Source organism: Pseudomonas sp. SF2 (genome assembly GCF_036858055.1).
Classification (GTDB): Bacteria; Pseudomonadota; Gammaproteobacteria; order Pseudomonadales; family Pseudomonadaceae; genus Aquipseudomonas.
Map to the genome: position 1 here is coordinate 130,234 of NZ_JAMBDI010000011.1, position 25,419 is coordinate 155,652.

The 25,419-nt window shown below is 64.9% G+C and carries 21 protein-coding genes; 12 read left to right on the forward strand and 9 right to left on the reverse strand.

The window, feature by feature from the left end; translation table 11 throughout:
* Window positions 1-9 precede the first annotated feature (9 nt).
* The 11 genes from algK (at window position 10) to M2S36_RS08820 (ending at window position 13,551) form a co-directional block, all read left to right on the forward strand.
* Window positions 10-1,437, forward strand: a complete 1,428-nt coding sequence (gene algK, locus M2S36_RS08770) for an alginate biosynthesis TPR repeat lipoprotein AlgK (protein WP_333957004.1) — start codon at window positions 10-12, stop codon at window positions 1,435-1,437.
* Window positions 1,434-2,912, forward strand: a complete 1,479-nt coding sequence (locus M2S36_RS08775; protein ID WP_063913339.1) for an alginate export family protein — start codon at window positions 1,434-1,436, stop codon at window positions 2,910-2,912. Before algK ends, M2S36_RS08775 begins: the two co-directional genes overlap by 4 nt.
* A gap of 22 nt (window positions 2,913-2,934) precedes the next feature.
* Window positions 2,935-4,494, forward strand: coding sequence for a mannuronan 5-epimerase AlgG (algG, locus tag M2S36_RS08780; RefSeq protein ID WP_063913340.1), 1,560 nt, complete (start codon window positions 2,935-2,937; stop codon window positions 4,492-4,494).
* A gap of 13 nt (window positions 4,495-4,507) precedes the next feature.
* Window positions 4,508-5,950, forward strand: a complete 1,443-nt coding sequence (locus tag M2S36_RS08785; RefSeq protein WP_063913341.1) for an alginate O-acetyltransferase — start codon at window positions 4,508-4,510, stop codon at window positions 5,948-5,950.
* Between the two features lie 7 nt (window positions 5,951-5,957).
* The gene (locus tag M2S36_RS08790; RefSeq protein WP_233694125.1) at window positions 5,958-7,061 is read left to right on the forward strand and encodes a mannuronate-specific alginate lyase; all 1,104 of its coding nucleotides are present in this window, start codon (window positions 5,958-5,960) and stop codon (window positions 7,059-7,061) included.
* 182 nt (window positions 7,062-7,243) lie between these two features.
* Window positions 7,244-8,701, forward strand: a complete 1,458-nt coding sequence (locus M2S36_RS08795; protein WP_063913343.1) for an MBOAT family O-acyltransferase — start codon at window positions 7,244-7,246, stop codon at window positions 8,699-8,701.
* A gap of 10 nt (window positions 8,702-8,711) precedes the next feature.
* Entirely contained in the window at window positions 8,712-9,869 is a 1,158-nt protein-coding gene (locus M2S36_RS08800) for an alginate O-acetyltransferase (RefSeq protein WP_233694124.1), read from the forward strand.
* 17 nt (window positions 9,870-9,886) lie between these two features.
* Window positions 9,887-10,534, forward strand: coding sequence for an alginate O-acetyltransferase AlgF (locus M2S36_RS08805; protein WP_063913345.1), 648 nt, complete (start codon window positions 9,887-9,889; stop codon window positions 10,532-10,534).
* A gap of 35 nt (window positions 10,535-10,569) precedes the next feature.
* Window positions 10,570-12,024, forward strand: a complete 1,455-nt coding sequence (locus M2S36_RS08810) for a mannose-1-phosphate guanylyltransferase/mannose-6-phosphate isomerase (protein WP_207836554.1) — start codon at window positions 10,570-10,572, stop codon at window positions 12,022-12,024.
* A 98-nt stretch (window positions 12,025-12,122) separates the two neighbouring features.
* The gene (locus tag M2S36_RS08815; RefSeq protein WP_015271749.1) at window positions 12,123-12,587 is read left to right on the forward strand and encodes a hypothetical protein; all 465 of its coding nucleotides are present in this window, start codon (window positions 12,123-12,125) and stop codon (window positions 12,585-12,587) included.
* A 151-nt stretch (window positions 12,588-12,738) separates the two neighbouring features.
* Window positions 12,739-13,551 carry an SDR family oxidoreductase gene (locus tag M2S36_RS08820; RefSeq protein WP_233687062.1) on the forward strand — a complete coding sequence of 271 codons (813 nt, stop codon included), beginning with the start codon at window positions 12,739-12,741 and terminating at the stop codon, window positions 13,549-13,551.
* A 129-nt stretch (window positions 13,552-13,680) separates the two neighbouring features.
* On the opposite strand, the gene M2S36_RS08825 is transcribed toward M2S36_RS08820, so the two are convergent.
* From M2S36_RS08825 to M2S36_RS08845, 5 genes are all read right to left on the reverse strand, one after another.
* Window positions 13,681-14,475 carry an SDR family NAD(P)-dependent oxidoreductase gene (locus M2S36_RS08825; protein WP_207836330.1) on the reverse strand — a complete coding sequence of 265 codons (795 nt, stop codon included), beginning with the start codon at window positions 14,473-14,475 and terminating at the stop codon, window positions 13,681-13,683.
* Between the two features lie 55 nt (window positions 14,476-14,530).
* Window positions 14,531-15,982 carry an efflux transporter outer membrane subunit gene (locus tag M2S36_RS08830; RefSeq protein WP_333957005.1) on the reverse strand — a complete coding sequence of 484 codons (1,452 nt, stop codon included), beginning with the start codon at window positions 15,980-15,982 and terminating at the stop codon, window positions 14,531-14,533.
* Complete coding sequence (locus M2S36_RS08835; RefSeq protein ID WP_087500494.1) at window positions 15,979-17,040, reverse strand: HlyD family secretion protein; 1,062 nt, start codon at window positions 17,038-17,040, stop codon at window positions 15,979-15,981. The genes M2S36_RS08830 and M2S36_RS08835 overlap by 4 nt, the downstream gene beginning before the upstream one ends.
* 28 nt (window positions 17,041-17,068) lie before the next feature.
* Entirely contained in the window at window positions 17,069-18,610 is a 1,542-nt protein-coding gene (locus tag M2S36_RS08840; protein WP_233694121.1) for an MFS transporter, read from the reverse strand.
* A 235-nt stretch (window positions 18,611-18,845) separates the two neighbouring features.
* Entirely contained in the window at window positions 18,846-19,754 is a 909-nt protein-coding gene (locus tag M2S36_RS08845) for a LysR family transcriptional regulator (RefSeq protein WP_063913352.1), read from the reverse strand.
* Between the two features lie 270 nt (window positions 19,755-20,024).
* Here M2S36_RS08845 and M2S36_RS08850 point away from each other — a divergent pair, with 270 nt between their 5' ends.
* Window positions 20,025-20,474, forward strand: coding sequence for a universal stress protein (locus tag M2S36_RS08850; RefSeq protein WP_063913353.1), 450 nt, complete (start codon window positions 20,025-20,027; stop codon window positions 20,472-20,474).
* Window positions 20,475-20,559: 85 nt separating this feature from the next.
* On the opposite strand, the gene M2S36_RS08855 is transcribed toward M2S36_RS08850, so the two are convergent.
* From M2S36_RS08855 to M2S36_RS08870, 4 genes are read right to left on the reverse strand one after another with little or no spacing between them, the layout of a single operon-like run.
* Complete coding sequence (locus M2S36_RS08855; protein ID WP_207836351.1) at window positions 20,560-21,420, reverse strand: efflux RND transporter periplasmic adaptor subunit; 861 nt, start codon at window positions 21,418-21,420, stop codon at window positions 20,560-20,562.
* A gap of 10 nt (window positions 21,421-21,430) precedes the next feature.
* Window positions 21,431-21,631: a DUF1656 domain-containing protein gene (locus tag M2S36_RS08860; protein WP_008097766.1), complete on the reverse strand. Its 201-nt coding sequence runs from the start codon at window positions 21,629-21,631 to the stop codon at window positions 21,431-21,433.
* Between the two features lie 4 nt (window positions 21,632-21,635).
* On the reverse strand, window positions 21,636-23,813 hold the full coding sequence (locus M2S36_RS08865; protein ID WP_207836354.1) for an FUSC family protein: 2,178 nt from the start codon (window positions 23,811-23,813) through the stop codon (window positions 21,636-21,638).
* Complete coding sequence (locus M2S36_RS08870) at window positions 23,810-25,339, reverse strand: efflux transporter outer membrane subunit (RefSeq protein ID WP_207836357.1); 1,530 nt, start codon at window positions 25,337-25,339, stop codon at window positions 23,810-23,812. The genes M2S36_RS08865 and M2S36_RS08870 overlap by 4 nt, the downstream gene beginning before the upstream one ends.
* Window positions 25,340-25,419: the final 80 nt, after the last annotated feature.

Sequence of the window (25,419 nt, forward strand, 5' to 3'; positions counted from 1 at the left end):
GATCACAACATGATTCCCTACAAGAAAAGCGCCAGCCTGGGCCTGTGTGCCCTGGCTGCAGCCATCACCCTGGCTGGCTGTGCCGGCCTGCCCGACCAGCGCCTGGCCAACGAAGCCATGAAGCGCGGTGACACGGCACTGGCCGAGCGCAACTACAAGGCCCTGGCCGACCTGGGCTACAGCGAAGCGCAAGTGGGCCTGGCCGACATCAAGGTCGCCACCCGCGACCCCGCGAAAATCAAGGAAGCCGAGGCCACCTACCGCGCCGCGGCCGCCATTTCGCCGCGTGCCCAGGCGCGCCTGGGCCGCCTGCTGGTGGCCAAGCCCGACAGCACCCAGGCCGAGCGCGAAGAAGCCGAGACCCTGCTCAAGCAAGCCGCCAGGCAGGGCGAAAGCAACACCCTGATCCCGCTGGCGATGCTCTACCTGAGCTACCCGCAAAGCTTCCCCAAGGTCAACGCGCAACAGCAGATCGACCAGTGGCGCGCCGCCGGCAACCCGGAAGCGGGCCTGGCCCAGGTGCTGCTGTACCGCACCCAGGGCACCTACGACCAGCACCTGGGCGAAGTGGAGAACATCTGCAAGGCCGCGCTGAACACCACCGACATCTGCTACGTCGAGCTGGCCACCGTGTACCAGAAGCGTGGCCAGGCCGACCAGCAGGCCGCCCTGCTCGGCCAGCTCAAGGCTGCCTACGCCCGTGGTGCAGTACCGGCCACCCGGGTCGACAGCGTTGCCCGGGTACTGGCTGACCGCAGCCTCGGCCAGACCGACGAGAAAACCGCCAAGGACCTGCTCGAACAGGTAGCCCCGGCCAACCCGGCGTCCTGGGTCAGCCTGGCGCAGCTGGTGTACGACTTCCCCGAGCTGGGCGATACCGACCAGCTGATGGCCTACATCGACAAAGGCCGCGAAGCTGAACAGCCACGCGCCGAACTGTTGCTGGGCCGCCTGTACTACGAAGGCAAGACCGTACCTGCGGATGCGGCCAAAGCCGAACAACACCTGCAGGCTGCCGCCGACGCCGGCGAAGTCAGCGCCCATTACTACCTGGGCCAGCTCTACCGCCGCGGCTACCTGGGCAACGTCGAGCCGCAAAAGGCCGTCGACCACCTGCTGGCCGCCGCCCGCGGTGGGCAGAACAGCGCCGACTATGCCCTGGCCCAGCTGTTCAGCGAAGGCCACGGCATTCGCCCGCAACCGGGTAACGCCTGGGTCTTCGCCCAGCTGGCCCAGGTCAACCCGACGCCACAGTCCGCTGAACTGCTGCAGCAGCTCGACCAGCAACTCACGCCTGACCAGCGCAGCCAGGCCCAGCAACTGCTGGACCAAGAAAAACAGGCGCGCGGCAGCATGAGCCAAGGCGCCAACAGCACCTTGGCCATCGAAGCCCTGCAAGACGACGAAAAAGAAGTAACCGGTGAGGACTCGCTATGACGCTCAATCCCCTCGTGAAAGCTGGCATCGGCCTGAGCTTCGCCCTGCTGTGGTCCTGCCCGACCCTGGCGGCAATGACCGCTGAAAAGAACTTCGGTCTGGATGTGAAAATCACCGGCCAGTCGGAAGACGACCGTGACCTGGGCACCCGCTCCGGCGGCGACGTCAACGGCCTCGGTCTCGATCTGCGCCCCTGGGTATATGGCGAGCGTGGCAACTGGAGCGCCTATGCCATGGGCCAGGCCGTCACCGCCACCGACACCATCGAAACCGACACCCTGCGCCAGAACGACGACGGCACCAGCACCGACACCGCCGCCGACGGCCGCGAGCAGGACAAGAGCTACCTGGCCATGCGCGAATTCTGGGTCGGCTACAGCGGCCTCACCGCCTACCCTGGCGAGCAACTGCGTTTCGGTCGCCAGCGCCTGCGCAGCGACGATGGCATGTGGCGTGACACCAACATCGAGGCGCTGAACTGGACCTTCGACACCACGTTGCTCAAGGCCGACCTGGGTGTGGCCCAGCGCTTCAGCGAATACCGAACCGACCTCACCGAGCTGGCCCCGGAAGACAAGGACCGCACACACCTCTACGGCAACGTCGCCACGCAGTGGACCCCTGGCCACTGGGTCGGCGTACGCGCCCATCACACCCACGACGGCGGCAGCCTGAAGAACCCGGGCGAAACCGTCGATGCGCTGGACAAGACCCGCACCGGCGACCTCACCTGGCTGGGCCTGGAAGCCAACAGCGACGCCTACAACTGGCGCAACGATCACACCGTCAACTACTGGGGCAGCGTCACCTGGCTGACCGGTGACCGCGACACCCTCAGCAGCCAGGTCGTCGGCGACCAGACCGTGGCCACCGGCAAGCAGAGCGGTGACGTCAACGCCTGGGCCACCGACTTCGGCGTCCGCCTGCGCCTCGACCCGCAATGGCAGGTTGGTGCGGCCTACGCCCGTGGCAGCGGCGGTGGTGGCGACGACGGTTCGAGCAACTACGAGCAGACCGGCCTGGAGAGCAACCGCTCCAACTACACCGGTACCCGTTCGCGCGTACACCGCTTTGGTGAAGCCTTCCGTGGCGAGCTGGGCAACCTGCAGGCGGCCACCCTGTTCGCCTCCTGGCAACTGCGCGACGACTACGACGCCAGCTTCATCTACCACAAGTTCTGGCGTGTCGATGGCAACCAGAACATCGGTTCCAGCGGCATCAACGCGGTGGTCAACGACAACGGTGTGAACCGCCCACTGGTCGATGGCGAAAAAGACCTTGGCCAGGAAATGGACGTGGTCGTGACCAAGTACTTCAAGCAAGGCCTGCTGCCAGCTTCGATGAGCCAGGCCATCGACGAGCCATCTGCCCTGGTGCGTCTGCGTGCCGGTGTGTTCAAGCCGGGCGATGCCTACGGCAAGGAAGCGGACTCGTACATGCACCGCGCCTTCGTCGATGTGATCTGGCGCTTCTGAGGCCGGTAGAGGACTTACCGTTATGAACCTTCACCCGCACTTACGCCACAGCCTGTTGGCCAGCGCCTTGCTGCTGGCCAGTGGCCTGGTCGCTGCCGCAGAACCCCAGGTGATCGCCAAGGAACTGCAGCAAGCCAAGACCTATACGGTCTCCAGCGCACCGATCGAGCCGCTGCACATGGACCCGCCGAAGCTGCCTGACCTGACCGGCTACACCTTTGATGCGGTGCAGAAAAAAATCGACCGCCGCCACAAGGGCAAGGTCAGCCTGCGCCGCATGTTCCAGGAGGATACCCTCAAGGAATTCGTCGGTGGCGACAACAAGGCGGCCGAGTGGGTCCAGCGCCAGCATGGCATTCCGCAGGCGATCTTCGTCGATGACGGCCATGTCGACCTGGTCGAACTGAGCAAGAAGGTACCCAGGCAGTACCTCAGCGAAGTCGAGCCGGGCGTTTACCTGGCGCGCCTGCCGATCGTGGTCGGGCCGAAGGGCATCCTCGAGATCGACGGTAAGGTCAAGCAACTGCGCCTGTCCCAGGAAGGCGGTTCGTTCCTGGTCAACGACGGCAAGCTGTTCGTCACCGACACCCAGGTGACCGGCTGGCGGGAAAAGGACAACGGCCCGGCGACCTTCCGCTCGCCCAAGGAATTCCGCCCGTTCCTGCTGTCGTGGGGCGGCACCGAGACCTACATCGTCAATACGAAAATGGCCAGCTTCGGCTATGCCAAGTCCAAGTCGTATGGCGTGAGCATCTCGCAGTACACGCCGAACATGGCCAAGCGCATGGGCCGCCCTGAACCCACCGGCTGGATCATCGGCTCCGAGTTCAGCGACATGTGGTACGGCTTCTACTGCTACGAGACCCAGGACTTCGTGGTCAAGGACAGCACCTACCGCGACAACATCGTCTACGGCATCGACCCGCACGACCGCTCGCACCGGCTGATCATCGCCGGCAACACGGTGTACGGCACCAAGAAGAAGCACGGCATCATCGTGTCGCGTGAGGTCAACGACAGCTGGATCATCAACAACAAGAGCTTCGACAACAAGCTCTCGGGCGTGGTGATCGACCGTAACAGCGTCAACAACCTGATCGCCTACAACGAGATCTACCGCAACCACACCGACGGTATCACCCTGTACGAAAGCGGCGACAACCTGATCTGGGGCAACAAGCTGATCAACAACCGCCGCCACGGCATCCGCGTGCGTAACAGCGTGAACATTCGCCTGTACGAAAACGTCGCCATGGCCAACGGCCTGGTGGGTGTGTACGGCCACATCAAGGACCTGTCCGATACCGACCGCGACATCGCCCTCGACCCGTTCGACACCAAGGTGTCGCTGATTCTGGTCGGTGGCGAACTGTCGGCCAACGGCTCCGGCCCACTGTCGATCGACTCGCCACTGTCGGTCGAACTGTACAAGGTGTCCATGCTCGCCCCGCGCAAGGCCAGCGGCATCAGCCTCAACGGCGTCCTCGGCGAACGCCAGGACGAAATCCTCGACCTGCTGGTACGCCAGCAAAAGGCTGTGCTGATCGACCCGGTCGAACGCCAGACCGAAATGATCGATTAAGGAAGCCCAGACCATGACGCCACATCTGATGAAACTGCTGGGCCTGTCCGCCGCCCTCCTGGCGATCAGCCAGGGCGTGCGCGCCGAAGACGTCAAGGCCCCCACCTTCAGCGCCGAGCCCTGCTGCCAGCTGTGCCCTGAAGCACATGACGCCAGCCGCTACACAACCCGCTACCAGCAGAACTTCACCACGCTGGTGCAGGCCCAGGGCGACTGGCTGTTCCGTACCCGCGAAGACCTGCGCACCGAGTTCAACACCACCCCTGCCGGCTACAAGCGTCTGCAGCAGGTGCACGACGCGTTCAAGAAGCGCGGCGTGGAACTGGTGGTGGTGTACCAGCCGACCCGTGGCCTGGTGAACCGCAACATGCTCAACCCGGCGGAAAAAGCCGCCTTCGACTACCAGAAGGCCCTGGGCAACTACCAGGCCATGCTCAAGCGCTTCGCCAGCATGGGCTACAACGTGCCCGACCTGTCGCCACTGACCAACGAACAGCTGGCCGCTGCCGACCAGGGCAAGGACTTCTACTTCCGTGGCGACCAGCACTGGACGCCATATGGCGCCGAGCGTGCAGCGAAGATCGTGGCCGACACCGTGCACAAGATGCCGGCCTTCGAAGGCATCCCGCGCAAGGAGTTCGAAACGAAGAAGTCCGGGCGCATGGGCAAGACCGGCACCTTGCATAACGTCGCCGGCCAGCTCTGTGGCACCAGTTACGCAGTTCAGTACATGGACCAGTTCGCCACCGAGCCGAAAGGCTCCGACGGTGGCGGTGACGACCTGTTCGGTGACGCCGGCAACGCGCAGATCACGTTGGTGGGTACCAGTCACAGCGGCAAGAACTACAACTTTGCGGGCTTCCTGCAACAGTACATTGGTGCCGATGTATTGAACGTGGCCTTCCCTGGCGGTGGCCTGGAAGGCTCGATGATCCAGTACCTGGGCAGCGAGGAATTCCAGAAGAACCCGCCGAAGATCCTGATCTGGGAATTCTCCCCGCTGTATCGCCTGGACCAGGAAACCATCTGGCGGCAAATCCTTGGCCTGCTCGACGACGGCTGCGATGACCGCCCGGCCCTGATGAGCGCCAGCGCCACCCTCAAGCCCGGCAAGAACGAGCTGATGGTCAACGGCAAGGGTGGCGTGCTCAAGGACCTGGTCAACCGCAACATACAAATGGACGTGAAGTTCGAAGACCCGTCGGTGAAGGTGCTGCAGGCCACCCTCTGGTACCTCAACGGCCGCCACGAGGACATCAAGCTGGAGAAACCGGAAACCTCCGACACCGACGGCCGCTTCGTCTTCCAGATGCGCGAAGACGAGGACTGGGCCAGCCAGAGCCTGTTGGCGTTCGAGGTGCAGGGGCCGGAAAGCGGTACCCAGAAGGTCGAAGCCAAGCTCTGCAAACGCAACAACTTCGCCGTGCCCGCGCAGACCGCGCAGGCCGGCCAGTGAGGCGACCATGATCCCGTTCAAGCGAATTTCCCGCCCCGCCCTGCTTGCCCTTGCGTTGTGCGGCGGTGCCGCGCACGCCGCGCTGGTACCACCCCAGGGTTACTACGAGGGGATCGAAAAGCTCAAGACCGGCGACGGCAACTTCCGCTGCGAGGCTGCCCCCAAGCCGTACACCGGCGCCCTGCAGTTCCGCAGCAAGTACGAAGGCTCGGACAAGGCGCGGGCCACGCTCAATGCCGTCTCGGAAAAGGCCTTTCGCAAGTCCACCGAAGACATCACCACCCTTGAGAAAGGTGTGAGCAAGATGATCGGCCAGTACATGCGTGACGGCCGCCCGGCACAGCTCGACTGCACCCTGGCCTGGCTGGGCAGCTGGGCCCGCGCCGATGCGCTGATGTCCACCGACTACAACCACACCGGCAAGTCGATGCGCAAATGGGCACTGGGCAGCATGAGCGGTTCGTGGCTGCGCCTGAAGTTCTCCAGTTCGCAGCCGCTGGCCGCGCACCAGGCCGAAGCCGAGCTGATCGAAAAATGGTTTGCCCGGCTGGCCGAACAGACCGTGCGCGACTGGAGCGACCTGCCGCTGGAGAAGATCAACAACCACAGCTACTGGGCAGCCTGGGCGGTAATGGCCAGCGCCGTGGCCACCGACCGTCGCGACCTGTTCGACTGGGCCGTGAAGGAATACCGGGTTGGCGCCAACCAGGTCGACCAGCAGGGCTTCCTGCCCAACGAACTGAAACGCAAGCAACGCGCCCTGGCCTACCACAACTACGCCCTGCCGCCGCTGGCGATGATCGCCAGCTTCGCCCAGGTCAATGGCGTGGATGTGCGTGGCGAGAACAACAACGCCCTGCAGCGCCTGGCGCAGCGGGTGCTGAACGGGTCGAAGGACCCAAGCGCGTTCAAGGCCCGCAATGGCGAGAAACAGGACATGAAAGACCTGAAGATCGACAGCAAGTACGCGTGGATGGAGCCCTACTGCAGCCTGTATGCGTGCAGTGGCGACACCCTGCAACGCAAGCGTGGCATGCAGCCGTTCAACAGCTTCCGGCTGGGCGGCGACCTGACCCGGGTCTACGACCCGAGCGCAGAATCGAAAAAGTAATGCAAAACCCCTGTGGGAGCGGGTTTACCCGCGAAAAGGCCAGACCTGCCATGTGCGGTGCCTGTGCCGGCCTCTTCGCGGGTAAACCCGCTCCCACAGGAATCTAGGTAGCCCGCCACGAACATGTGGGGGGTTTGGGGGGCGCTTTGCCCCGGATGCTGTGAACAAAAAGGAGAACCGGGATGGTCTTCTCGTCCAACGTGTTCCTGTTCCTGTTCTTGCCGATCTTCCTCGGCCTGTACTACTTGAGCGGGCAACGTTATCGCAACCTGCTGCTGCTGGTCGCCAGCTACATCTTCTACGCCTGGTGGCGGGTGGACTTCCTGGCCCTGTTCGCCGGGGTCACCCTGTGGAACTACTGGATCGGCCTGAAAGTCGGCGCCGCCGGTGTACGCACCAAGCCCGCGCAGCGCTGGCTGCTGCTCGGCGTCGGTGTCGACCTGGCGATCCTCGGCTACTTCAAGTACGCCAACTTCGGCGTCGACAGCCTCAACGCGATCATCTCCTCGTTCGGCCTGGAGCCGTTCATCCTCACCCATGTGCTGCTGCCGATCGGTATCTCGTTCTACATCTTCGAGTCGATCAGCTACATCATCGACGTGTACCGCGGCGATACCCCGGCCACCCGCAACCTGATCGACTTCGCGGCGTTCGTGGCGATCTTCCCGCACCTGATCGCCGGCCCCGTGCTGCGCTTCAAGGACCTGGTCGACCAGTTCAACAACCGTACCCACACCCTGGACAAGTTCTCCGAAGGCTGCACCCGCTTCATGCAGGGCTTCATCAAGAAAGTGTTCATCGCCGACACCCTGGCGGTAGTGGCAGACCACTGTTTCGCCCTGCAGAACCCGACCACCGGCGATGCCTGGCTCGGCGCCCTGGCCTACACCGCGCAGCTGTACTTCGACTTCAGCGGCTACAGCGACATGGCCATCGGCCTGGGCCTGATGATGGGCTTCCGCTTCATGGAAAACTTCAAGCAGCCGTACATCAGCCAGTCGATCACCGAGTTCTGGCGGCGCTGGCACATCAGCCTGTCGACCTGGCTGCGCGACTACCTGTACATCACCCTGGGTGGTAACCGCAAAGGCACCTTCAACACCTACCGCAACCTGTTCCTGACCATGCTGCTGGGCGGCCTGTGGCACGGCGCCAACTTCACCTACATCATCTGGGGTGCCTGGCACGGCATGTGGCTGGCCATCGAGCGCGCGCTGGGCATCGACACCAACCCGCAGCGTTTCAACCCGGTGAAGTGGGCGTTCACCTTCCTGCTGGTGGTGGTCGGCTGGGTGATCTTCCGTGCCGAGAACCTGGAAGTGGCCGGCCGCATGTACGGCGCCATGTTCAGCTTCGGCGACTGGCAGCTGTCGGAACTCAACCGTGCCCAGCTCACCGGCCTGCAGGTAGCCACCCTGGTGGTCGCCTACATCACCCTGGCGTTCTTCGGCCTGCGCGACTTCTACCGCAACGCCAGGCCAACGCCCAAGGCCACCCCGGTGGAGGTCAACAACGACGGTTCGATCGGCCTGGACTGGACCCGGGTGATGACCCGCGCCCTGGTGCTGCTGCTGTTCGTGGCCTCGATCCTCAAGCTTTCGGCGCAGAGCTACTCGCCGTTCCTTTACTTCCAGTTCTGAGGTTGATGACATGACCCGGACATTACGCATTACCTATTCGCTGTCGTTCCTTGGCCTGCTGGTGGGCATGGGCGTGTGGTCCACCGGTGGCCTGCAAAGCTTCCAGCGTACCGAGCAGATGACCCTGCTCAACGGCAAGCTGGCCAAGGCCGCCGAGACCCACTACGACGAGCAGTTCCCGATCAAGCGCCTGGGCACCAACCTGTGGGCGGCGATGGACTTCAAGCTGTTCAACGAAGGCCGCCCCGGCGTGGTTCTGGGCCGCGACCAGTGGCTGTTCAGTGACGAAGAGTTCAAGCCCACCGCCGGTGCCGAGCAGCTGATGCAGGAAAACCTGGCGCTGATCCGTGGCGTGCGCGACACCCTGCAGCAGCACGGCAGCCAGCTGGTGCTGGCGATCGTGCCGGCCAAGGCGCGGGTGTATGCCGAGTACCTGGGCAATGAGCTGCCGACCAGCCTGCATGACGACCTGTACAACCAGTTCCATGCCCAGGTGCGCCAGGCCAACGTGTTCGCCCCGGACCTGATGGCACCTATGGAGCAGGCCAAGGCCCGCGGCCAGGTGTTCCTGCGCACCGACACCCACTGGACGCCGATGGGCGCCGAAGTGGCGGCACAGGCACTGGCCGAAGCGGTAAGCCGCCAGAGCCTGCTCAATGGCGCCCCACAGACATTCATCACCGAAGCCGGCAGTACCGCGCCGTACAAGGGCGACCTGACCAACTTCCTGCCACTGGACCCGCTGTTCAGCAACCTGCTGCCGGCCCCGGACAACCTGCAGCAGCGCACCACTCGCCCGGTCGAGGCCGAAGGTGAAGCCGGTGACGCACTGTTTGCCGACACACAGATCCCGGTTGCGCTGGTAGGCACCAGCTACAGCGCCAACCCGCACTGGAACTTCCTCGGCGCGCTGCAGCAGGCCTTGCGCAGCGACGTGGCCAACTACGCCGAAGACGGCCATGGCCCGCTACTGCCGATGCTCAAGTACCTGCAAAGCGATGCTTTCAAGAACGCCGCCCCGCAAGTGGTGGTGTGGGAATTCCCCGAACGTTATCTGCCAATGAAGAACGACCTCAGCAGCTTCGATCCACAGTGGATCGCCCAGCTGAAGAACACCCGTAAATCCGAAGAAAACCTGGCTTTGTCGTCCACCCGGACAACCCACTGATCAGAGGAAACATACACATGACTACCAAGACTTCCATTGCCAAAGCCCTCACCCTCGCAGCCGGCCTGTCCCTGGCCTCCATGCAGGCCTTCGCCGGCGCCGACGCCGCGCTGTACGGCCCGAGCGCACCGAAAGGCTCGACCTTCGTACGCCTGTACAACGCCTCCAGCGCACCGGCTGCAGCCTCGGTCGGCAACACCCAGATCAAGCAGGTTGGCGCCCAGGCCAGCAGCGACTTCAGCTTCCTGCCAGGGGGCGACTACACCGCCCAGGTCGGCGGCAAGAGCGTGCCGGTCAAGCTGGCCTCGGACAAGTACTACACCCTGGTCAACAGCGCCAGCGGCAACCCGCAGCTGATCGAAGAGCCGCCGTTCAAGAACAAGCAGAAAGCCCTGGTTCGCGTGCAGAACCTGAGCGACCAGCAACTGACCCTGAAGACTGCCGACGGCAAGACCGAAGTGGTCAAGCCGGTGGCCGCCAACGGCCGTGGCGAACGCGAAATCAACCCGGTCAAGGTCAACCTGGCGCTGTACCAAGGAGACAAGAAAGTGGGTGACGTCAAACCCGTCGCCCTGGAGCGCGGCGAAGCCGCAGTGCTGTACGTAACGGGTTCCGGCAATGCCTTGTCGCCGGTGTGGGTAACTCGCCCCGTGGCTAGCAACTGATTCCCCTGCCTCTCAACGACTATTGGAGAAACATGATGATCCCGGTAATTCTTTCTGGTGGTAGCGGTTCCCGTCTGTGGCCTCTGTCGCGCAAGCAGTTCCCCAAACAGTTCCTGGCCCTGACCAGTGAACACACGCTGTTCCAGCAAACCCTCGAGCGCCTGGTGTTCGAAGGCATGGACACGCCGATCGTGGTCTGCAACAAGGACCACAAGTTCATCGTCCAGGAGCAACTGGCCGCGCTGAAGCTGGAAACCCAAGGCATCCTGATGGAACCGTTCGGCCGCAACACCGCGCCGGCCGTGGCCATGGCGGCCATGAAACTGGTCAACGAAGGCCGCGACGAGCTGATGCTGGTGCTGCCCGCCGACCACGTGATCGAGGACCAGAAGGCCCTGCAACGCGCCCTGGCCCTGGCCACCGTGGCCGCCGAGCGTGGCGAGATGGTGCTGTTCGGCGTGCCGGCGACCAAGCCGGAAACCGGCTACGGCTACATTCGTTCCAGCCAGGACGCCCTGCTGCCTGAAGGCGTGGCGCGCGTGGCGCAGTTCGTCGAGAAGCCCGACGAAAAACGCGCCGCCGAGTTCGTCCAGGCCGGCGGCTACTTCTGGAACAGCGGCATGTTCCTGTTCCGTGCCAGCCGCTTCCTCGAAGAGCTGAAGAAGCACGACGGCGACATCTACGACACCTGCGTACTGGCGCTGGAGCGCAGCCAGGAAGACGGTGATGTGCTGAGCATCGACGAGGCCACCTTCGCCTGCTGCCCGGACAACTCCATCGACTACGCGGTGATGGAAAAGACCCAGCGCGCCTGCGTGGTGCCGATGTCGGCCGGCTGGAGCGACGTTGGCTGCTGGTCGTCGCTGTGGGAAGTGCACGAGAAGGACGACAACGGCAACGTCACCAAGGGCGATGTGGTGGTGCAGGACAGCCGCAACTGCATGATCCACGGCAACGGCAAGCTGGTGTCGGTGATCGGCCTGGAGAACATCGTGGTGGTCGAGACCAAGGACGCCATGATGATTGCCCACAAGGACAAGGTCCAGGGCGTCAAGCAGATGGTCAAGACCCTCGACGAGCAGGGCCGCAGCGAAACCCAGAACCACCTGGAAGTGTATCGCCCATGGGGCTCGTACGACTCGGTGGACATGGGTGGCCGCTTCCAGGTCAAGCACATCACCGTCAAGCCGGGCGCCAGCCTGTCGCTGCAGATGCACCACCACCGCGCCGAGCACTGGATCGTGGTGTCCGGCACCGCCGAGGTGACCTGTGACGAGAACGTGTTCCTGCTGACCGAGAACCAGTCGACCTACATCCCGATCGCCTCGGTGCACCGCCTGCGCAACCCGGGCAAGATCCCGCTGGAGATCATCGAAGTGCAGTCCGGCAGCTACCTGGGCGAGGATGACATCGAACGCTTCGAGGATGTGTATGGGCGTACCTCCACACCGATCGAGCGTGGTATTTCGGTGAAGACCATCGCGCAGTAAGCAAGACCCTGGGGCCGCTTTGCGGCCCCGCTTTTTGAGCCACTCCCCATTTCGGGCTACGATGGTCAGACCCCGCGCAATCAAGGTCTGCCCGCCCCATGATCATCGGTGCCTTCCTCATCCTCACCTGGCTGGTGCTGCTGCTGCGCTACCCGGCCAAGGCCCTGCCGATCTCGCTGGCTGCCGTATGCGGCCTGGGCCTGGTGGCCCTGTTCGTCGTCTGGCAGGACACCCGCGAAACCTCGCAACTGGCCCGTCTGGACCTGCGCCTGACCTACGCCCCCGAACACTGCCCCGCCGACCGCGCCCTGCAGGTGCGCATGAAGAACGGCAACGACGTGCCGCTCACCGAACTGCGCTGGCGGGTGGCGGCCTATGCGCCGGGCGATACCGTGAACCTGGCCGAGAATACCTACAACGCCCCGCGCTACCGTGGGCCGGGTGAACTGCAGCCAGGGGCCGAGTGGAAAGACTGCCTGCCATTGCCGCCCCTGCGCTCCGGGTACCGGCCGCAGACCCTGGAATTTCGGGCAGAGCACCTGCAAGGTACGTTTGCCAACTGATTTATCGCCTGTGCGGGCCTCTTCGCGGGTAAACCCGCTCCCACAGGGACCACACAGGTCTCAAATTCTGTGGTGTACCTGTGGGAGCGGGTTTACCCGCGAAGAGGCCCGCACAGGAAAAACCAATCCTCCCTGACAACAGGCCCCAACCATGCCCACCGTCCTGATCACCGGTTGTTCCAGCGGCATCGGCCGCGCCCTGGCCGACGCCTTCCGCGACGCCGGCCACCAAGTCTGGGCCACCGCCCGCAAACCAGAGGATGTCGCACAGCTGAGTGCCGCTGGTTACACCGCCCGGCAACTTGATGTAAACGACAGCGAGGCGCTGGCCCGCCTGGCCGAGGAACTGGAAAACCTCGATATCCTGATCAACAACGCCGGCTACGGCGCCATGGGCCCGCTGCTCGATGGCGGTGTGGATGCCCTGCGCCAGCAGTTCGAAACCAACGTCTTCGCCGTGGTTGGCGTTACCCGCGCATTGTTCCCACAGCTACGCCGCTCACGGGGCCTGGTAGTGAACATCGGCAGCGTATCAGGCGTGCTGGTCACCCCGTTCGCCGGCGCCTACTGCGCCTCGAAAGCAGCCGTGCACGCCCTGAGCGATGCCTTGCGCCTGGAACTGGCGCCGTTTGGTGTGCAGGTCATGGAAGTGCAGCCAGGAGCGATTGCCTCACAGTTCGCCAGCAATGCCCAGCGCCAGGCCGAGCAGGTGCTGGCGGCGGATTCGGCATGGTGGCCGTTGCGCGAGCAGGTGCAGGCTCGGGCGCGGGCTTCGCAGGACAAACCTACTTCAGCTGCGGTGTTTGCCCAGGGCGTGCTGGCGGCGGTCGGGAAGTCGCCGGTGCCGGCGGTGGTGCGGTTGGGCAATGGCAGCATGGCGTTGCCGTTGATGGCCCGGTTACTGCCGCGGCGGTTGCTGGATTGGGCGCTACGCAAGCGGTTTGGCCTACTGCGCCCGCTCTGATTGACGGGTTGCCTGTGCTGGCCTCTTCGCGGGTAAACCCGCTCCCACAGGTACAGTGCAATCTTCGGAATCACACTCTCCCTGTGGGAGCGGGTTTACCCGCGAAGAGGCCGGTACAGGCAAAACAGATCAGGCAATGGAACGCAGCACCCCGCCATCCACCCGCAAGGCAGCCCCGGTGGTAGCACTGGCCTGCATCGATGCCAGGTACACCACCATGTTCGCCACCTCCTCCACCGTCGCCAGCCGCTTGATCAGCGAGGTCGGCCGGTGTTCAGCCAGGAAGTTGGCTTCCAGTTCTGCAGTCGACACCCCCTGCTCCTCGGCCAGCTTGGCAAAGAAGTCACCCACCCCCTCCGAACGTGTAGGCCCCGGCAGCACCGAATTCACCGTCACCCCGGTACCAGCCAGCGTCTCGGCCAACCCGCGCGACACCGCCAGCAACGCCGTCTTGGTCATGCCGTAATGAATCATCTCGGTCGGAATCTGCAGCGCCGACTCACTGGACAGGAACACCACCCGCCCCCATTTGCGCTCGGCCATACCCTGGGCATAGTGGCGCGACAGGCGAACGGCACTGAGCACATTGACGTCGAAGAAACGCTGCCAGTCCTCATCCCCGATCTCGAAGAACGGCTTGGGCTCGAAGATACCCAGGTTGTTGACCAGGATGTCGGTGTGCGGCACCTGGTTGAACAGCTGCTGCGCACCGGCCTGGGTGCCCAGGTCGGCAGCAATGCCGATGATGCGCGCCTGCGGCAGGCGCTCGCGCACGGCCTTGAGGGCTTCGTCGACCCGGGCCTGGGTGCGACCGTTGAGGACCACTTCGGCCCCCGCCTCGGCCAGGCCAGTGACAATGGCCAGGCCAATGCCGGCGGTGGAGCCGCTGACGATGGCGCGCTTGCCGTTCAGGGAAATATGCATTTGTGCCTCCTCGGTAATCAGGACAATTGCCGGGGCTGCTTGGCAGCCCCAAAAATCACACTTTCTTCACAGGCTGCTCATCAAACGCCTGCCAGCCACCCCCCAGAGCCTTGTACAGCCCCACCAGCGCCTGCGACACCGCCGCCGAACTGTCAATCCACTGCTCCTCGCTGGCCAGCAATGCACCCTGCACCGTCAGCACATTGAGAAAGTCCACTGCCCCTTCCACATACTGGCGCTGGGCAGTTTCCAGGGCGATGCGGTTCTGCCGCACTGCCTCGGCCAAGTGATCGCGGCGCAGCTGGCTGGCGTTGTACAGGCGTAGCACATCGTCGATTTCATGCCAGGCGCCCAACACCACCTTGCGGTAGTTCAGCGCCGCTTCCTGCTGTTGCGCCTCGCGCAGTTCCAGGGTGCCCGTGAGCCGGCCACCCTCGAAGATCGGCAGCGACAGCTGCGGCCCGAAGGCGAAACGGCGCGAATCCCAGGCGCCGAAATCGGACAGCTGCATGGCCTGGAACCCGACACTGCCCGACAGCCGGATGCTGGGGTAGAAGTCGGCCTTGGCCACGCCAATGCTGGCGGTGGCGGCATGCAGGCGGGCCTCGGCCTGGCGAATGTCCGGGCGGCGCTCGGCCAGTTCGGACGGCAAGCCAATGGCGAACGTCTGCTGCGGCGCAGGCAGTTCGCCGCCCTGCAGCAACTCGGCCTGCAGGCTGCGCGGCGGTTCGGCGGCGAGCAGGCTGAGGGCGTTGATCAGGTCATCGCGCCGTGCTTCCAGGCTTGGCAGGCGCGACTCGATCGAGGCGACCTGGGCACTGGCCTGGGCCACGTCCAGGCGCGTGGCGACACCTTCGGCCTGGCGGTTTTCAGACAACTTCAGGCTGTGCTGGGCAACTTTGAGGTTGTCGCGGGTCACATCGATGGTGTGCTGCACGGCGCGCAGCTGGATGTAGTTGCCGGCGGTTTCCGCAAGCAATGCCAGCAGCACGCCACGGCGATCGTTCTCGGCCACTTCGACCGTGGCATCGGCAGCCTCGACCTGGCGCCGCACGCGGCCCCACAGGTCCAGCTCCCAGCCAGCCACCAGGTCGCCCTGCCAGAGGTTGAAGGCTTCCTTGCCCGCCTTGCCGGACGGGTCACTCAGGCCTTCGGCACTGATGCGCGCGCGGCTGTAGCCAGCATTCACATCCACCGACGGTACTTCGTCGGCAGCCACGGTGCTGCGCAGGGCGCGGCTTTGCAGCAGGCGGGCGCTAGCCATCTGCAGGTCGAGGTTGCGCTCGGCAACGCGCTGGATCAAGGCACTCAGGCGGGCGTCGTGGAAGCTTTCCCACCAGCGCAGTTCCAGCGGTTCGGCCTGCGGCTGGCTGACTGCCGCCTCACCTTGCAGCGGCGCCCACTGCTGCGGTGCCTGGCTGTCAGGGCGCTGGAAGTCCGGGCCCAGCGTGCAGCCAGCCATCAACACGGCCAGCAGCAACGGGCTCAAGCGTAATGCCGGTTTCATCGTGCGCTTACCTCTTTGCCGTCGAGCTTGTCGCCACGGGTGTCGATGGTCGCTTCCACCGACATGCCCACGCGCAGGCGGGCAAGCAGCGGCTGGCCATCATCGAAAACGATCTTCACCGGGATGCGCTGCACCACCTTGGTGAAGTTGCCGGTGGCGTTATCCGGCTTTACGGCGGCGAAGGTCACGCCGGTGGCCGGGGCGATGCTTTCCACATGGCCTTGCAGCTTCTCACCGGCAAAGGTGTCGACGCTGATGCTCACCGCCTGGCCGGGCTGCACGTGGGTCAGCTGGGTTTCCTGGAAGTTGCCGACCACGTAGGCATGCTGCAACGGCACCACCGACAGCAGGCGAGCGCCCGGGTTGACGTAGGCACCGACACGCAAGGCGCGCTCGCCGACCATGCCGTCCACTGGTGCGGTGATGCGGGTGTAGGACAAGTCGAGCTGAGCCTTTTCCAGCCCCGCTTCGGCCCGCTTCAACTGGCCGTCGGCGCTGGCCACCTGGGCGGTAAGGATATCCACCTGCTTGCGCGCCGCGACCAGTGCCGCCTGGGCATTGGCCAGGCGCGCACGGGCCTGGTCGACCCCGCTGCGCGCCTGCTGGGCGTTCTGCACGGTGCCGGCACCCTGCTCGGCCAGGCGGCTGTAGCGGTTGACCTCATGGTCGGCGAACGCAGCTTCGGCCTGGGCCGCCTTCACCGCCGCCTCAGCCTGGGCAATCAGCGACGCCTGGCGCTCGAGGGTGGCGCGGGCATCGGCGCTTTGCGCCTGGGCCACCAGCAACTGCGCCTGTGCGGCATCCAGCGCGGCCTGGTAGTCACGGGCATCGATGGTTGCCAGCAACTGACCGGCCTTGACCTGCTGGTTGTCTTCCACCAGCACCTCCTTGATGAAGCCGGCGACCTTGGGCGCGACCACGGTGTAGTCAGCGATCACATAGGCGTCATTGGTGCTCTGGCGGTGGTCGCTGCCGAACATCCAGGGGCCGACGATGCCGGCCAGGACGGCCACGGCCAGCACCGAGCCGATGAACAGGGTTTTGCGGTTGTTGGTCATTTCAGTGGTTCTCGAATTCATCCAGGGTTCAGGCCACCGCGCGCGGCGGATAGACCCGGGTAGGCACGAAAGGAATCAGGCAGATCAGGGCTACGGCAATGCAGGCCATGACCAGATAGAGGTCGGCCGAGGTCAGCACCAGCGCCTGGTCGTGGATACGCCTGGCCAGGCCGGCTGCGTTATCGTCGACCAGCGGGGCGTTGCCCAGGCTGTCCACCAGGTGGTTGGAATGGAAGTGCCGGCGCAGGGTGCCCAAGGCGTCCAGCAGGCCACCGGCGATCACTGCGGCGATGCCCTTGACGGTGTTGAACCAGCTGGAGGCGAACGGGCCTTCCTGCGGGGTCATGCCGTTGGTGGACAGCATCAGCAACGGCAGCACCGCCATCGGCTGGCCGAACACCTGCAGCAGGTAGAACGGGTAGAAATCGCCACGGATCCACTGGCTGGTCAACAGGCTGCTGCCCACGCAGGACACCGCCAGCATCGCCAGGCCGATACCCAGCACCCAGCGGCAGTCCACCGCACGGATGTTGCACAGCGCCGCCGTCAGCGGCAGGGCGATGAGCTGTGGCATGGCGACCAGCATCATCAGCGGGCTGGTCTGCGCCGGGCGGTAGCCCTGGATCTGCGCCAGGTAGGCCGACGGGATGCTGCCCACGCCCGAGAGCACGATCAGCACGCCAGCCAGGGTCACCAGGGCGAAACTCAGGTTGCGCCGCGACAGCATGCGCAACTGGAAGAACGGCAGCGGCTCGGACCATTCGTTGTACATGAACAGCACCAGCAACAGCAGGCCACCGCCGAGCAGCCAGCAGATCAGCGGCGAATCGAACCAGCCCCAGCGGTCGCCCAGCGACAGGCCCAGCACGATGCAACTGATGGCCGGCAGGCCGAGCAGCAGGCCGCGCCAGTCGAACTGCTTGAAGCGCTCCAGGCGCAGCGGGTCCTGCGGCAGGCCCCAACCGACGCAGGCAGCGGCCAGCGCCGAGGGCAGGATGATCTGCCAGAACGCCCATTGCCAGCCGACGTATTCGGTCCACAGCCCTGCCAGCGGTGTGCCGAGGTTGGGGCCGAAGGTAGCGGTGAGGGCATAGCAGGCCAGGCCATAGACCTTGATGCCCGGCGGCAGGAAGCGCAGCGCCACGCTCATCAGCATCGGTGGCAACGCGCCAGAGGCGAAGCCCTGGAGCACACGCAGCAGCATCAGGCTGTGCAGGTTGGGGGCGAACGGTTGCAGCAGGCCGAGCACGGCGAACAGGCCGATGGCGCTCATGGTGAAGCGCCGCAGCGAGAACGTGGTGGCCAGCCATGGCGCGAAGGCCATGGCCGAGACCGAGGCGGCGCTGTAAACCGCCAGCAGCCAGGCGCCTTCGTCGGCACCGATGCCCATGGCCCCGCGGATATCGGCCAGGGAGATCTTGGTCACCGACTCGTTGAGGCCCGCGCACAGCACGGCCAGCAACACGCCGAACAGCCCGACCACTACCTGCAGGCCAAACGCAGTCTGCGCAGGCGCGGCCGGCGCGGGGGCGGCGGCAAGCGCGGCAGACGGGGCGGACAGGGAACTCATGGGCAGACATCTCCAGCAACAAATTTGCGACTGGAGCAAGTCTAAGAAGGTCGAATGCTGACGAAAACTGACTTCTCGGTAGGTTTATGTTGCGTTAGACGCAATTCACTTCAAAACCGAGTCGCCTGCTTCGCGGGTGAACCCGCTCCCACAGGTACAACACACCTCTCAAGGCTTGTGATGTCCTGTGGAAGCGGGTTCACCCGCGACAAGGCCGGCCCAGGCGGAACATCACTCAAGGGTCGACACTGCAGCAAGCCTTCAGGGTCTGCCGCAACCAGCGATGCGCCGGGTCATTGTGAAACCGTGGGTGCCATGCCTGAAGCACGGTCACCCGCTCCAGCGGCACCGGGATCTGGAACGAGCGCAGCGGCAGCCCAAGCTTGTGCACGCTGTTGAGGATGTTCGCCGGCATCGGCAGGATCAGGTCGGAATCCGGCAGCGAGAACAGCGCCGAGTGAAAGCTCGGGGTGATCAGCGCCACCCGCCGCTGCACCTTGAAGTTGGCCAGCTCCACATCGATCGGCCCGTTGGCCCGACCACGGCGGGACACGCTGATCTGTGGATAACTGGCAAAGCTGGTCGGCGTGATCGGCTGCTCGAAGATTGGGTGGTCACGCCGCGCCAGGCCCACGTAGTAGGTCTGGAACAGGCTCTGCACCTTGATCTCCGGGCCCAGATCCACGGTCGAGCTGATGATCAGGTCGGTACGGCCGTCGCGCAGCACGCTGTCGTCATCGCCGCCGGGGCTTTCCGGCACGAAGCGCAGCACCGTGCGCGGCGCCTGCTCGTGCATGCGCCGCAGCAACTGGGCGCCGTAAAGGGCGATGAACAGGTCATTGGTGCGAATGTTGAAGGCCCGGTCGAGCTTGGGCAGGTCGACCTCGTCGGCACTGCGGAACACCTCGCCAGCCTGCTCCACCAGTGCCGCCACCTGCTCGCGCAGGGCCAACGCCCGCGGCGTCGGCACCAGGCCACGGCCGGCGCGGACAAGAATCGGGTCCCCCAATGCATCGCGGATACGCCCCAGGGTCCGGCTCATCGCCGCCGGGCTCAGGTTCATGCGCTGCGCCGCGCCAACCACGCTGCCCTCATCGAGCAGGGCATCGAGGGCGACGAGCAGGTTCATGTCCGGGAGTTGCATGGCCGTTTCCGTTACAGCTGTGAGGAATGGCGATGGTAGCAGGTTGGTGGAATGCACCAGACGCAATGCGCTCGTGCGTGGTGGGGCATTTATCCTGAGGGTGGGTTGAGCCAAGAATGAGGAACGGCAGGTTCGGCCTCTTCGCGGGTGAACCCGCTCCCACAGTGACTGCACAGATTCTGAATATTGTGGCACACCTGTGGGAGCGGGTTTACCCGCGAAGAGGCCAGAACAGACAACCCCTCAGCCAGCCTGGAACAAGGATTCCACATGCCCAGCCCCGTCCTGATCGCCATCGATGCCTCCCCTGCATCCACCGCCCTGCTCACCCTCGCCCGCCGCTACTGCCGCCCCGACGAGCACGAACTGCACGTGCTGCTGGCCATCGACTCTACCTTCGCCGTCCACGACCAGCCCGCGCCCTACACCGCCGAGGAACTGGAAGAATACCCCGCCGCCTGCGAAGAGCAGCACCAGGCCGACCAGGCCGTGGCCAAGGCGGTGCGCGAGCTGCAGCAAGCCGGCTTCGCCAGCCAGGGCTGCATGGTAGCCGGGCAGCCGGTCGAGGCGATCGTGGCCAAGGCGCAGGAACTGAATTGTGAACTGATCATCATGGGCCACCGCCACCTGTCGCGGCTGGGGCGGTTGCTGGACCCGTCGATCAGCGCCAAGGTGATTGATCGGGTGAAGGTGCCAGTGTTGGTAGGGGCTGCGAGCTAACTGCTCTGCGAGAAGTGTTCATTGCTCCTGGCCTCTTCGCGGGCAGCCCGCGAAGAGGCCAGGAGCCGTACTTCCTCACCCCGGCTCATCCCTCGCTCGGCTTCACCACCACCGTACAAGTCGTCCCCGCCGCCAGCAAAAACCCGTCCGGCACTTCATCGATATGAATGCGCACCGGCACCCGCTGCGCCAGTCGTACCCAGTTGAAGGTCGGGTTAACATCGGCGATCAACTCGCGGCTCTGCGGGTTGTCGCGGTCGTAGATGCCGCGGGCGATGCTCTCCACATGGCCCTTGATGCGCTCGCCGCTCATCATCTGCAGCTCGGCCTGGTCACCCACCTTCACATGCGGCAGCTTGGTCTCCTCGAAGAATCCATACACCCAGAACGAGTTTTCGTCGACCACCGCCATCACCGCTTCACCGGTGCGCGCATAGTCACCCTTGTGGATATTCAGGTTGGTCACGTAGCCGTCCACGGTGGCCACGATCTGCGTGCGCTTGAGGTTCAGCTCGGCTGCGGCCAGTTCGGCGAGGGCCTGCTGGTAGTCCGCCTGGGCGGAGTTGGCGATGTTGCTGGCGTCGTCGCGGTTTTCCTTGGAGATCACCAGGTTGTCCATGTCGGCACGGCGCTTGGCGTTGACCTTGCGCATCTCCCAGGTGGCCTTGCGCGATGCAACCTGCGCCTTGGCCTGGTCGACTGCCAGCTGGTAGTGCTCGGGGTCGATCTGGATCAGCAAGTCGCCCTTCTTCACCCGCTGGTTGTCCTTGACCGGCACGTCCACCACATAGCCGGGCACGTCGGCGGCGACGTTGATGATATCGGCACGCACGCGGCCGTCGCGGGTCCATGGCGTGGTCATGTAATGCAGCCACAACTGGCGACCGATCACCACGGCAGCGGTCAGCACCAGCAGGGTGGCGATCAGGCTGAAGAACTTTTTCATCGAAGGATTCTCACCAGTAGAGCGACAGCGCCAGGGCGCCGAACAGGCAGACGAACAGGCTCAGGCGCAGCAGCGCCGGGTGCCAGAAGAAGCGGTAGCCATCATGGCTGGCGATGAACCGGTCCAGGCCCCAGGCCAGGCCCAGGGCGAACAGGAACATCAAGGTCATGGTGGGCATGTACACGCCATGGAAGGCGATTTCACGGGGCATGGTTTCACGGAGCATCGTGCAGTCCTTTCGCCGGTGCCAACGGCGACTGTGGGTCGAGCAGGGAAGAACGGATGAAATGCAGGTAGCTTTGCGCGCGGCGCAGCACCGAGGTGTCGAAGTGACGAGCGAAGGGCTCGTCGGTGGCCTGCACACGGGCGATGGCGTGGTCCACTGCCACCAGCGCGCGTTCGTGGTTGCTGGCGCTGGGCTGCAGGAACAGCCGGGCCAGGGCACGGCCCATCACGCGGATCGCCTGGCGCCAGGGCTGCGACTCGGCGTAGGCCGGGTGCACCGGCGCACGGGCCTGCTCCTTGCGCAGCTCGATGACCGCGTGGCCGATCTCCAGCACGGTGAACATCCAGCCCATCAGCTGGCTCTGCACCTGCGGCTTGCCAGCGGCCAGGCCATAGGCTTGGTGCAGCAGGTCACGGGTGCGGCTTTCGAAGGCGGTGCCGATGCCTCGCAGGCGGCCGCTGATGGCAAACAGCACCTGCTCGCGCAGTTCCTGCTCCAGGCGGCTCCACAGCCAGCGGCTGTTGGGCGGCAGGATGATCGCCCCGGCCGCGGCACAGACGAACATGCCAATGACCATGCCGATATAGTCGTTGATGAAGGTGTACGGGTCATACACGGTGAGGTTGTTCGGCACCGAACCGATGGCGAAGAACACCAGCAGGCCGATGCCGTAGCCGGCATAGGCTGGCCGTGACGAGAGGAACGCGCCCAGCACGAACACCGGTGCCAGGACCATGCACAGCAGTGGGAAACCGTCGATCCAGGGGAACACGAAGAAGGTTTCGAAGAAGCCGACAAAGGCACCGATCGCTGTGCCGCAAGCCATCTGGAACGACATGCGCTTGGGGTTCGGCGAGGCCGCCGAGAGGCCCACGGTGACGGTGGCGATCAGGGTCATCATGGCGCCGCTGGGCCAGTCGCTGAACAGCCAGTAGCTGCCCAGCAGCAACAGCACCGCCGAGGCGCGCACACCGGCGGCCAACGACACCAGCCAGCTGGTCTGCGCCACGTAGGGCTCATCCCACTGCTCGCGTTCGTGCCGGTGCGCGGCCAGCGAGGCGTGGGTTTCGGCGTAGCTGTACATCTCGTCGACGAAGCGGTAAAGCAGCTCGAAGGCGGTGTGGAAGTCGAGCAGGTCGGACTCGCTCGGCTCGGTCGCCAGGTACTCGGCGCGCAGGCCGCGCACCTGGGCCTGCAGGCCTTCCTTGTAGGCGGCCAGCTCCAGGGTCAGGCGCAGCGCATCGGCGTCGGTCAGCGCCCGGCCCACGTAAGGTTGCAACAGTTCCACCAGGGTGTTCAGGCCCGGTTCGATGGCGCCGACGATCTGCAGCGGGCCACGGGCGCGCAGGCGCTCCAGCAAACGGTGCAGGGCATTGAAGCGCGTGGTGATGGCCATGAATTCGCTGTTCATGCGCACCAGGCGACCAGAACGCCGGCGCATGTGCGGGTCCTCGAAGGCGGTGACGTTGCGCAGGCTCTCAAGGCCCACTGCTTCAGCGACGAAGCGCACGTTGCTGCTCTCGAAGCGGTCCCGCTGGCTGTCGCCACGCAGGGCCTCGACCACCACCCCGGCGAACACGCCAAAGCGCTGGTACAGGGCGTTGCGCATGGCGGCACTGGCCGACTGCGGCAGGATCGCGGCGCTGACGAAGGTCGACACCAGAATGCCCAGGGCGATTTCCAGCACCCGCCATACCGCCGCCATGAACGCCTGGTCGGGGTGCTGCAGCACCGGCAGGCCGATCATCGCTGCGGTGTAGCCGGCCAGCACGAAGCCATAGGCGCGGAAAGTGCGGTAGCGCATGGCACCGGCCGAGCACAGGCCTACCCACAGGGCCAGGCTGGGCAGGAACAGCTCGGTGTTCTGCGGGAAGATGGCGATCAGCGCCACCATCATCGCCGAGCCGGCCAGGGTGCCGAGCACCCGGTAGAAGCTCTTGGCGAACACATGCCCGCTTTGCGGCTGCATGACGATGAACACGGTGATCATCGCCGTGCGCGGTTGCGGCAGCTCCAGGCGCATGGCCAGCCACAGGGTGATGAATGCAGCGGCCAGCACCTTGAAGATGTACACCCAGGTCACCCCGTCGGTGCGCGCCCAGGCAAAGAAGCCCCGGCGCCATTCCAGGCTCTGCAGCCAGCGCAAGGGCAAACTGGAAGTGCTCATTCGGCGTTATCCGGCTTCTTGTCGAAAATGGCCAGGGTGGCCGGGGTTTTCGGTGCTGCCTGGCGCTCCTCTTCCGGCACGTCCTGACCGGCCTGCAGGCCCCCGCCCAGGGCGGTGACCAGCTCGGCATGGGCAATCAGGCGGGCGGCCTGCACCTGCTGTTGCACCTGCTGCTGGCGGAACAGCAAGGTCTGGGCGTTGAGCACGTTGAGGTAGTCGGTAAGGCCACGCTGGAAAGCGACCATGGCGATGTCGTAGGTTTTCTGCGCAGCCGCGACCGACTCGGCGGCGAAGTGCGACTGCTCTTTCATCGACTCGCGGCGGATCAGCTGGTCGGAGATGTTCTTCAGCGCACCGACCACGGTCTGGTTGTAGCGCGCCACGGCCACGTCATAGCCCGCCGAGGCCACGCCCAGCTGCGAGCGCAGGCGGCCACCGTCGAAGATCGGCAGGCTGATGGCCGGGCCGACGTTGTAGTTGAACTTGCGCCCGGTGAGGAATTCCAGCGGGCCACCGCCGGTGGCCATGAAGCCAAGGCTGCCGACCAGGTCGACATTGGGGAAGAAGCCGGCGTGGGCAACATCGATGCCACGCGCCTGAGCAGCTACCTGCCAACGGCTGGCAACCACGTCAGGGCGCTGGCCGACCAGTTCGGCCGGCAGGTTCGACGGCAGCTTAAGTGGCGCGGCCAGGGCCAGGCTCGGGCGCTGCAACTGCGCACCCTCCCCCGGGCCCTTGCCGGCCAGGGCGGCCAGCTGGTTGCGGGCCAGGGCAATTTCTTCGTCGAGGCTGTCGAGCTGGCGGTGGGTTTCCGGCAACGGCGCTTCAGCCTGGCTGACTTCGAAGTGGGTGCCGATGCCGGCATCCAGACGGCGCTTGGCCAGGGCCAGGATCTGCTCCTGCTGTTCCAGCTCGGCCTTGACGATATCGCGCTGGGCGAAGTGCAGGCTCAGCTGAATGTAGGCGCGCACCACGTTGTTCTGCAGCTCCAGCTGCGCCTGGCGGGCTTCGGCCACGCTCATGTGCGCCTGGTCCACGGCCTGCTCGCTGGCATTGCGTTCGCGGCCCCACAAGTCGAGCGCGTAGCTGAAGCCAATCGCGGCGTTGTTGTCCCAGGTGTTGGCGCCGGACAGCGCGCCCGGGCCGTAGAACTGGTCTTCAGGCCAGTTGTGGCGCTTGAGCGTGGCCTGGCCATTGGCCTGGAGCTTTTCCGCCGACTCGACCACACCGGCCATGGCCCTGGCTTCGCGTACCCGCGCCGCAGCCATGGCCAGGCTCGGGCTGCCGGCCACGGCCAGGGCAACCCAGCGGTCCAGCTGTGGGTCGCCATAGGCGCGCCACCACTGCTGGTCGGGCCAATGGGCGTCGGTCGCGGCTTCACGTATGGCCGCGTCGGTGGTCAGGGTGTTGGCTTGCAGCGTCTTGCTTTGCGGGGCAATGCCCCAGGTTCCGATACAGCCGCTCAAGGTGAGGGCAAGGGCACAGGCACTGAACGCATTGAGCGTTCTGATGATGCGACGCGGCACAGCTGCGATTTCCCGAGGAAGAGGTGAAGAGGCCGGGCAATTCTAGGGGGCGTCAGCACTGGCGATAAGCGTGGATTCCT